General features: G+C 50.6%; 9 protein-coding genes (1 of these 9 running past the window's edge). 5 read left to right on the top strand and 4 right to left on the bottom strand.

Annotated features, from left to right (window positions below):
• Positions 1 to 1009: the 3' portion of an integrase family protein gene (locus tag CRN80_RS16550; RefSeq protein ID WP_098950610.1), read on the top strand. Its footprint begins 425 nt before the window's first position; 1009 of the gene's 1434 nt are visible here — the last part of the coding sequence; its start codon lies off the left edge, out of view; the stop codon is at positions 1007 to 1009.
• Positions 1010 to 1513: 504 nt separating this feature from the next.
• Here the strand turns inward: CRN80_RS16550 and CRN80_RS16545 are convergent.
• The 3 genes from CRN80_RS16545 to CRN80_RS30735 form a co-directional block, all read right to left on the bottom strand.
• Positions 1514 to 1825 carry a hypothetical protein gene (locus CRN80_RS16545; protein WP_098950609.1) on the bottom strand — a complete coding sequence of 104 codons (312 nt, stop codon included), beginning with the start codon at positions 1823 to 1825 and terminating at the stop codon, positions 1514 to 1516.
• A gap of 356 nt (positions 1826 to 2181) precedes the next feature.
• A complete protein-coding gene (locus CRN80_RS16540) occupies positions 2182 to 3591 on the bottom strand; it encodes a hypothetical protein (protein WP_241666012.1) in 1410 nt (469 codons plus the stop codon).
• 205 nt (positions 3592 to 3796) lie between these two features.
• A complete protein-coding gene (locus CRN80_RS30735) occupies positions 3797 to 3997 on the bottom strand; it encodes a hypothetical protein (protein ID WP_137203965.1) in 201 nt (66 codons plus the stop codon).
• A 239-nt stretch (positions 3998 to 4236) separates the two neighbouring features.
• Between CRN80_RS30735 and CRN80_RS32160 the strand changes: the two genes are divergently transcribed.
• The 4 genes from CRN80_RS32160 to CRN80_RS30725 all read left to right on the top strand — a co-directional run bounded on the left by CRN80_RS32160 (position 4237) and on the right by CRN80_RS30725 (position 8312).
• Complete coding sequence (locus tag CRN80_RS32160; RefSeq protein ID WP_098950608.1) at positions 4237 to 4419, top strand: AlpA family transcriptional regulator; 183 nt, start codon at positions 4237 to 4239, stop codon at positions 4417 to 4419.
• Between the two features lie 763 nt (positions 4420 to 5182).
• Positions 5183 to 5929: a hypothetical protein gene (locus CRN80_RS16530; protein ID WP_098950607.1), complete on the top strand. Its 747-nt coding sequence runs from the start codon at positions 5183 to 5185 to the stop codon at positions 5927 to 5929.
• Between the two features lie 49 nt (positions 5930 to 5978).
• Entirely contained in the window at positions 5979 to 6842 is an 864-nt protein-coding gene (locus CRN80_RS16525; RefSeq protein ID WP_178081024.1) for a hypothetical protein, read from the top strand.
• Between the two features lie 69 nt (positions 6843 to 6911).
• Positions 6912 to 8312, top strand: a complete 1401-nt coding sequence (locus tag CRN80_RS30725) for a hypothetical protein (protein ID WP_138183535.1) — start codon at positions 6912 to 6914, stop codon at positions 8310 to 8312.
• Between the two features lie 33 nt (positions 8313 to 8345).
• Here CRN80_RS30725 and CRN80_RS16520 read toward each other — a convergent pair whose 3' ends face one another.
• On the bottom strand, positions 8346 to 9476 hold the full coding sequence (locus tag CRN80_RS16520) for a patatin-like phospholipase family protein (protein ID WP_178081023.1): 1131 nt from the start codon (positions 9474 to 9476) through the stop codon (positions 8346 to 8348).
• Positions 9477 to 9530 lie beyond the last annotated feature (54 nt).

The following is a 9530-nucleotide window of genomic DNA, read 5'->3' as shown; positions in this document are numbered from 1 at the left end:
AAGAGTGAAAGCAAAGCAGGTCGCGGGCATGTTCAAGCTCCACGTTAGCACCCCCTTCCCCGAGCTTGTGGCAAAACCAGCCCGTGATATCACTGTTTATGACATCACAACCATCCTTAAACACGTCCTGGCCGGAAAGCCAAAAAACCGAGGCAAAAATCACACCACTCCCGCCCCCGCCTCTAACATGCGTTCGACCACCGACACCCTGCATGGCTACCTTAGTACCGCGTTTGAAAAAGCGCGGAGCAGCATTACCAGCCTTGAACGAAAAGTCGAAGATTCGAAGAGTTTCGATATCACTTCCAACCCGGTATCAGGTGTCGGAGGCCTAGAAGATGTTTACAAAGGTGATACCGAGTCGCTTGAGCAAGCTGAGCTTGCTGAGCTGCTTATCTATCTCGACACCCTGCCGGATCGACAAAGAGCGATCGCACTTGCCCCAATCTATTTTGGTGGACAACGTCTTAAAATGCTCGCGGCCCTTAAGTGGGAACGAGTTTCTGACGACGGCATTACGCTGATTGATATCAAGGGCAAGGGAAGGCCCAGGCTCTATTTTTTGCCTTTTACCCCCCGCATTACCGAAATAATTAAGCCATTGCTCGACCTGCGTCTCAGCGCGGAAGGCCCTTTCGCCCTGACCCATAACTTGATACGAGCTGACGCCTTTAGCAAAGTATTTAGCGAGGCTGGAACCCGCCTCAGCGAAGCCGGTGGGTCAGATGAGGCAGCGTCCGAGACCCGCTATTTCACTTGGAAAAACATTCGAGTATCTGCCGAGACGATGCTTGCAGGCATTGGGATAAGCCAAGAGATCAGGGCTCATATCCTTTCCCACGGGAGATCATCCGTACAAAATAAGTTCTACGACCGGAACAGCTATCTCGTTGAAAAAAGAGACGCTCTTACGAAATGGGGAAATTTTTTAGACGACATTCGTCAAAGAAAATACCGGCCAGACTTAAAAATACAATCTTTGAGCGAGCTTCGCGGAGATGATCACTAACGGCTGGCTCCCCACCAATCAAATCAAGCTTTCCAGCGCATCTCGAAGTGCAACCACCTTAAAAGATGGCATCAGGAACGTCTGCTGCCGGACGGTTACCCACGATCCTTTATCGAGAGAGGTTCGAATAGCCGCCTCTGGTCGCAATCAGCGTAGCGAGTTCAACAGGACCGCTACCGCTTCGCGAAAGCTACCAGCGGCGCGGTAAATACTTGTTCATCTCCCGCACACATAGCGTGCATCACCAGCCCAAACCTAAGCCCTTGGGCGAATTCCGCATAGCGGGTTCGAGGGGCTTAAAGCGTTACACGATGTGGGCCAGCTATGAAGACAGCCCGGTTCAGGGCCTGGCAACAGACAGAAACCGGCCAGAAGCGGACTGTCGTGTCGCGGGAAAATAAATCTGTCCCGTTCTGCTTTCTAGCTCCTTTCTGCGTACGATACAATTCTACAGGCTGGCCGAGCCCCAAGTGATCAACCGCAGAACTCAGCCGAATGGCACCATCACCCCAGCATCTCGTCGAGCATGTTGTCAAAAGGCTTCTTGAACAAGAACTCTAAGTAGCCGAATCCAGCGTCCCCTTGCTCATAACGGTAGTCATATCCTTCAATTGTCGCCCAAAAATGAATGCCACTTGATGGATCACCCTGGAGAGTTACATCAAAGAATCCCAAGTGTTGGGCTTTGTATGCATTCTCGGTACTAGAACTGAAATATTCGCGCGCGTGAGCTTCAGTTTGAGCAGGCACCACGTGCTGCTGCTCGCCATAGCCGTTCCTGACGAAAACGTTGTAGAACCTAGATTTCCGAGCCATCACGTAACCTCTTGAGCTAAAGGATGGTAGGCAGTCGTCATTGCTTTCTTTAGACCGCATACCGTGATGGCTAAATAGTATCTCGGCGAGCGTATTTCAAGTCGTAGCATTTACAAATCCCTATTCAATCCGCCCAAGCTACTTTTTGAGCATGATTTTCCGCAGATTCTTGAGCCTACGTCGATCCCGCAAACGAGGATGCAGCCATCGAAAAATAGGGCTGCGAAAATGGGGATAGATCTGTATTTGCAGCCCGGAATGCCTGATATATGGCTTATTTCTGCCAGTCACCACCGTCAGCTTTGGGTCGGTCTACCTGACAAACAAATCTCACCGTTTTCCCATAGACCCCGAATTTAAGTGTCAAACCGCGCGCTATAGTCCACTAACAGATCTTCAACGCGGATTCCTGAGTATTGGAATAGTGCTCCAAACGTACACCCTTCAATGTTCCCAGCGGCATCTTGTGACGGAGGTATTGGTAGGCCCTCCCTAGGATCAAACCGTCCAATGCATTCTCCGCTCATCTGGAAAGGACATCCGTTGTGAACCTCAAATTTCGAAAAACCACATTCGATGCTATTGCTGTCGCGTGCGAACGCAGAAGGGTTACCGAGCAACTGATCATTAAACGCTTGGTAGTGCAGCTCTCCGATCAACTCTGTGACCATGTCGTCGTTTAACGATGATTGAGCCTGATAACGCCCATCAACTAGCACCGCCGGAATGCGAAACTCCTCAAAGAGCTTCATGAGTTCAAATTGGGTGCGGGTGGGGTAGACCGACATCCATGGCTGGTCGATTCTGAGTTCCAAGGCTTTCTTCATGATGCGCTGCATAGGCGATATACCAGGATGGCGCTCAAGATTGATGAGTGCTTGCAATCGTTCGGATAGAATCTGATTGAGCCCTTTAAATTGGCAGCTTTCTAGCAACTGATCGCAGAATGCCACATAGCGTTTTTGCCAACCCCCCTCCATATCCAAGATGATCTCTGGCGCAGCTGCGAGCGCCTCGGTTAGCGAATAGAATCGCCATGAAGGGTTCGATGCCTGCCATTCCTCAGTGGTAGAGGGGATCACTGGCTCCCAACTTGTCTGCAAAGAAAGATCGCACAGAATAGGAAACAGCTCGCGGGCGGACTCTCCGCACCGTTCCACAAACCAATCGTATGCCGTGGTGTAAACATCAGGGACCCCTGATCTGTCCCATGCGACGTCCTGCGGCATTGCAAGGATCTGATTTCCGAAAGAGCGTTCAAGGAAAAAGGCGTGACCTTCCAATATGTCCTTGGTACACAGCTCTCGTGGCCCGTGGGCTGTTTCGATCTCAGGGTTGATTTGCCACGATTGCTTGATAAGCGTCAGTTTCAAAGCGTCAATTGTCTTAGCACCGGGAATAGTGATGAACCGAGCTTGGCTCATCTTGTTCTGCTCCGCGAACACTAGGTAGAGGTAGCGGGCGTACTGGTGTACGTCCAATCTCGTATTGCAATTGGCTAGGGGAATCCTCGGCCCGCCCATGACCGGCCACATCTCTTCCCACCTACGGCGCATGAAGCCGGAAGCTTGCCTATAGCTACTCCATTGAATGTGGCCGTAACCTGTGAACAGTGTCTGAAAGTAGTGAACGTGCTCGTGGAAGTACGTAAGCATGCTCCCGGTCGTTGCGGCTTCCGCTGTAAATTTCTCCGCCTTATCGAAAAGGCGCATTTCCATCCGAGGGGTAAAAAACGTGCCCAGTGTTGCGTTAAGAAAGGAGTCCATTGCATTCCTAAAATTTTTTACGACTGGCTCGGTGATGGAGCTGGAGCCGAGTTTATTTGGTCGCTGCGCTCAGCTGCATGAATGAATTGTCCTTGATTTACTAGAGATCTATCTGCCCTTGAAACGTCCGGTTTTAGCCGTAAGCGGTCAACGGAGCCCCCCCCCCGAAACTATTGATTTCGCCGCAATGCTCGAATCAGCTGTTTCAGCAGTTGAACGCCTCTGACTCTTCATGGACGACTCCAAAGCCACCTTGCGGGTTGTATTTCAGAAAGGCGCGAAGATCGATCTGAGAGCCAGTATCGCCTCTTAAGTCAAAAAAACCACGATTTGCAAAGCGGCGGTACAGCAAGCTTTGTCCAGTCTTTTCCAAATAGGAATCCAGCTCCAATTTGCGAATAAACATGCATATATCAGAATCTGTGAATATTCCGCGATTTGCCTGGTTATAGGGTAGATGTGTTCAAGATGTACTCCGTAGCGACGACACCCCCACCCCCAGGCAGCTCGCCACCGATGAAAAAATAGGGCTGAGCCAGGCCATACAAAAAAAAGGTGTCAACACTATTGACATTTATAAAATCATTTGACTTTAATATTATTTTGCCATCAAAATAGCGCATCAACTGGCCAAAGGGAGGCAATATGAATGAAGTAATTTCTGATCGTTTTTTGAGCATTAAACAAGCAGCGAATCTATTTAACGTGTCAACAAGGACGATCGGCCGCTGGGAGAAAGCCGGACAGCTGCCTCCGAAAACGCGACTAAGTCATAAGACGGTTGGCTGGCGAGCAAGTCGGTTTCAGGAGTTTATGGATACATTGTGAGCCATGCAGCAGGGCGCGGAGAATCGAATGATTTACCGTTTATGAAAGGCACCTACAGGGTGCCTTTTTTTGGCCTATCCTAAGGGGTCAGTCTTGCTTCGTTCGATGTCTTTGATCACATTCAGCAAGTCTGAGGCAATGAACTCGGGGGTCACTTCGGTAACGACGCCGGTAATCACCGGGGCAATAGGACTGGCAGATGGCAGCACCACGGTATGGCTTCCAGTGCTTTCTGAATAACCTCTTCAAACGTTATGCCCACGCAAAGCATAAGCGAGGAAGCGAGGATTTTGGCGACTTCGACGGCGATATCTTTGGCTTCGGTAGCCACCACCAAAAGAGAACCGAATCCATATGCCACAGTCGTGGCTTTTTTAAGCGGCCGGGAGAATGCAGCTAGGCTAGGATCTTAAGTTTCTCGACTCTGGTAAGGCTGCGAGCTGAGCGAGCTGCTTTACCAGCTCCTGTTCAAGAGTGCGAAGTTCGACCAGACGAGACATGGGAAGCTCCGTTGAAAGTTGAGTATCGATGGTCCTAAAAATGCCAGATGCTGACAGCCATTCATTCGGGCTTGAGCATGATTCGCGCATGGCTGTCTGAGGGACCAATTTGTACCACGTGGCCACTGGCCATTTATCCGTTGAGCGTGCGATGATCGCGATTCATCGCCATGCGTCCAGTCGTGTCTTAGCCGCCCTCAGCAGCCGGCACCATGCACCCAGAAACCGGCTGCGAGTGGTACGGTTCATCATGGGTGGGATAAATGGAAATTTTCGGTCAGTTCGACACCTACAGCCTCAAAGCACGAGTCTTCCCGGCGTTGATCGCTGGCTTCCCTACCCTGCTTTTGCTGTTTGTCCTTGTCCCGTGGGACCATCTAGCACTCTCGCAAGTGATCGCTGCCAGCATGGGGCTGGTCCTCCTTTTTGCTTTTGCAGATATGGCCAGGCATCGCGGAAAAAAACTGCAAGAGAGGCTCGGCACCGGTGAGACCCCAGGTCAATGGCTGCGGGGTAATCCAGATGTCCCTGAGGGATCGAAGGATCGCTACAGAAGTTTTGTTGCTGATCAGCTACGCCTTCCCGCACCAACGCTTGAAGATGAGAAATCCTACCCTGAGGGCGCCGCAGACTTCTATCGGTCAGCGAATGCCTGGCTACGTGAAGAGACACGCGATCACGTCAAATACGATCTTCTGTTCGGCGAAAATGTGACGTACGGGTTTCGTCGCAATCTGCTAGGCCTCAAACCGACTGCGTTGCTCTGTAATCTAGTCGTGCTCGTTCTTTGCGGCGGTATTCTCTACCTCCGCCCTAGCTACTTCGTCGCACTTCCCAATATCGACGAAAAGGTCTACCTAGCCGTATCCGCTGTTTTCCTTCACTCCGCGTACTTGATGGTGGCCGTGCACAAATCTGCGGTACGTGAAGCCTCGCACGCCTACGGTCGCCAACTGATCCTCAGTTGCGAAGCGTTGATCCGTTCCCAAAAGTCCAACACTAACGATTAAAGGGTGCACCATGGGAATGATCCGATCGTTTACCGTCGGAAACGGCGATATGTTCTATATCAAGCACAACAGCGATAACTTTACAATTATCGACTGCCAGCTTTTTGGAGATCATAAAGAGTGGCTGGTTGAGGAGTTGATTCAAGAGTCGAAAGACAAGGGCATCAAACGATTCATTTCGACGCACCCGGATGAGGACCATCTACTAGGCATCGAGCATCTTGATGCCAAAATGCCGATTCAGAAATTTCATGTTGTAAAAACCGACGCTAACAAACCTAACGAAACAGAATCATTCCTGTATTACAAAAAGCCTCGCGACGGCGAAAAAGCCTTTTACGTACACAAAGGCTGCACTCGCAAGTGGATTAATGTGGGCGATGATAAACGAGATACATCGAGATTAAGCTTCCAGTGGCCTGACCTTGATAACAAGGACTTCCAAGAAGCACTTCGAGCCTCCACCGACGGAAAAGCATTCAACAATACCTCGCTTGTTGTGCGCTACTCCATCAAAAACGGCCCCAGTTTCCTCTGGCTAGGAGATTTAGAAACCGGCTTTATGGAGAAAATCTTCGACCACATCGAACTCCCTGAAACTACAATTGTGTTCGCCCCACACCATAGACGAGACTCAGGAAAGCTTCCAGGCAAATGGCTCGAAAAGCTTAAGCAGAAAATTATCGTCATTGGGGAAGCACCAAGCCGTCACCTGACCTATTACCAAGGCTACAAAAAGATTATGCAAAACAAAGCGGGCGATATGACCTTCATCCCAGATGGGCGAAAAACTCACTGCTATGCGTCTTGGGATACATATGGCAAGCGCGACTGGCTTACTGACGAGGGCAGGCCTAATGAGGACTTTGGCATACGAGACCTAGACTACTACATCGGCACCCTAAACTTCTAAATCCTGAGCAGGCTCGCCCTGCTCCCCTTGACTAAGAAATGCTCTAGCACGCAGGCGAGCCCTTTCCCCATGGCAATCAGAATTAAACAAGTCTACCACCCTGTCGGACACGGTACTTTCCATACGGGCACCGCTTGGAGCGAGAAGGACGGCATTTTCAGATGGGCCTACGATTGCGGCTCAAAGAGAGAAAAACATCTCGGAACAATAATTGAATATAGAGCACGGTACTCGCATTGGTGGCGACACGATGCAGCTGTGGATCTGCTTGTGATTTCACATTTTGATAACGACCATGTGAACGGCGTGGAGCAGTTCTTGAAAACCTGGAAAGTAAAGTGGTTAGCACTGCCTTACATTCCACTTGCACAGAGACTCGAAAGCGCCTCTGATCACGGGGGAACCTCTTGCTCTGCTTCGACGGCGCTATTCCAACTGGACCCCGAACTTTGGCTGGTATCAAGGGGACTAGAAGGACGTGTAGAAAGAATTCTACACGTCAAAGGCGGCCCCCAGAAAGCACCTGAGGATCCAGAGCCCCGCTATCCTAGCGCCCCATTAAATGAACCTGGCGAAAGTGCTGAGCCCGAGATAGATGCTCTTGAAAAAGAGCTTATACAAATATGGCGACATGGTGTATCCGAACTGGATACGCTCACCACGCAAGAAGATATATCCATCAACGACTCGACCAAGTCAGCCGGCCATTACACGCTGAATCACCACCAAGCTTTCAAAGCACTAAACTCAAACATCGAATTCATCTTCTACAACTCTGATGAGCCGAATCTCTGCACACGACTGGAGTCCGGTAAATTAGTAGCAAAGCGCTCAGGCACAGAGATGAGCACTGTGTCAGACGAAATCCAGAAAGTTGTAAATGAATACAAAATTGGATTAACTGATGCACCACCACGACCAAATTGGCGAAAGAAGCTTCGATATGTTTACGACCACCATTTTGGCAAGAGCAGCAAAAAACGTAACAGCATCTCTCTCTGCCTCTACACCAGGCCGATAGCAGCCGAACCAATGGCATTTGACAGGGGTGCCGGACACTTTACGAATCGATACGCCAATCTATGCCTTGGGGACTTGACCATAAATCCTTACACGATCAAGTCACTCAAATCACACTTGGGCGAACAACGATGGGAGGCACTTTCCACAGTCCAAGTCCCGCATCATGGTTCAAGACACTCATGGCACGCGGGGGCTGCTAATTACTTTTCGGCTCCTTACTTCGTCCATTGCATTCCCAACACCTCACCCCACCACCCTCACCCCGAGGTGATAGCTGACCTTGAACCCTTAGAACTAAACATAACCGAATGCTCCAAGCGAATGACACTTAATGCCAACTATGACCTGGGCGTTTGCAGCAAAATAAGAATGGACGACATATACAGCGCATCCCCCGGAAATATAAGACTTGATGTAGGCCCATGGTGTTGCTTTCTCTGCGAGTAGCGCCCACCTGAGGTTACGCTACTCACACCTATATCAGACAGCGGCCGCTACAGGCAAAGAGGACATGTAAGTCTGCCAATGCTCCTTGATCTGGGCGTGGACAATTTGCTCTCCACGCCTTACAAGCCGCTCAATCCACTCTTTATCCATAGCCCTGAAGTTCGTTGGATAGCCAGCTGTCTTCTCACCACTCACCATATCAGGGAAGGGAAACTGAAGCTTACTGTCGTCTTGTCCAAGATAAGGTAGCAAAACGCCCTTCAGCTCCTTCGCCCTATACAAGTCGAATAGACGATTGGTAGCGAGGTTCTGCGCTCTAGCAAATACGCTTTCGAATGCCGCCCCCATTCGGGACATCCACACAGATGAAGGTTCAGTGACATTGAGGCCATACCCAGCTCGACACGCAATGATTCTGTCATGGCGTGCGACCTTGAGGCTCCCCTCATAGTCGCGCGTGGGCCAAAGGGGAGCAAGCCCAAGGTTATCGTACACTCCACCGTCAGTCAAAGTTACACGATGAGGCGTCAACACTCCTTTATCGTTGACGAAGTTCAACCGCTGGTCGAGCGCAGGCAAGGCCGCAGGGTACGCTGCGGAAGCAATCACAGCGTCAGCCAACTCCACACCATCGCTATTTACCGACCCATAGCGCCAGCAGTGCAGACTCTCACGCGTGTAGTAAAACGCTGCCTTGGCCCGCAACTCGCAAGCGATCACGATCAGATCTGGACGGTCTCTCCTGAGATCCCTCAATTTGGCGCCCCGGAATGTCTCGCTGAAGACATTCCGGAGAATCGTAGTTCGGCTAGCTTTTCGTAAGAAGGGCGAGGAATTCGGCCAATGGTCTCCTGGTTTGTCATCTTTTGAGATCTTCAAACGTAGACGCCAAAACAACGCCACGGACCGCTCTAAGCCTAGCGCTGTAGCGTAAGCAACCGCTTTCACACCATCAAGCGAGGTAACCATCCGCTTCAAGGCAGGCATAACGAATCCCTGCCTAAGGATTTCACGAACCCTGGCCTCAAAGTCCTCAAAATCTCCAGGATGGCTGCAATACAAACCTGCCAGAACGCTTCCGCCAGATACGGCAGTGATCGCCGAAACCCGCTGAAGGATTCCTAGGTCATGCAATGCGCGAAGACATCCCAGATGAAATGCCATGGCTCTAGCTCCGCCTCCTGACAAAGCCAGCGCTATAGATTCTGAGCTACTGTC

This window comes from Pseudomonas sp. FDAARGOS_380 (assembly GCF_002591235.1).
GTDB classification, from domain to species: domain Bacteria; phylum Pseudomonadota; class Gammaproteobacteria; order Pseudomonadales; family Pseudomonadaceae; genus Aquipseudomonas; species Aquipseudomonas salmasensis.
The sequence above is the reverse complement of the archived record's forward strand: the minus strand, read 5'-3'. Positions and strand labels throughout refer to the sequence as shown.

What these genes read in the sequence shown, in the direction of transcription:
- CRN80_RS16520 (WP_178081023.1), bottom strand. Translation starts at nt 9,476, where the DNA reads ATGGCATTTCATCTGGGATGTCTTCGCGCATTGCATGACCTAGGAATC.
- CRN80_RS16525 (WP_178081024.1), top strand. Translation starts at nt 5,979, where the DNA reads ATGTTCTATATCAAGCACAACAGCGATAACTTTACAATTATCGACTGC.
- CRN80_RS30735 (WP_137203965.1), bottom strand. Translation starts at nt 3,997, where the DNA reads ATGTTTATTCGCAAATTGGAGCTGGATTCCTATTTGGAAAAGACTGGA.
- CRN80_RS32160 (WP_098950608.1), top strand. Translation starts at nt 4,237, where the DNA reads ATGAATGAAGTAATTTCTGATCGTTTTTTGAGCATTAAACAAGCAGCG.
- CRN80_RS16540 (WP_241666012.1), bottom strand. Translation starts at nt 3,591, where the DNA reads ATGGACTCCTTTCTTAACGCAACACTGGGCACGTTTTTTACCCCTCGG.
- CRN80_RS16530 (WP_098950607.1), top strand. Translation starts at nt 5,183, where the DNA reads ATGGAAATTTTCGGTCAGTTCGACACCTACAGCCTCAAAGCACGAGTC.
- CRN80_RS16545 (WP_098950609.1), bottom strand. Translation starts at nt 1,825, where the DNA reads ATGGCTCGGAAATCTAGGTTCTACAACGTTTTCGTCAGGAACGGCTAT.
- CRN80_RS30725 (WP_138183535.1), top strand. Translation starts at nt 6,912, where the DNA reads ATGGCAATCAGAATTAAACAAGTCTACCACCCTGTCGGACACGGTACT.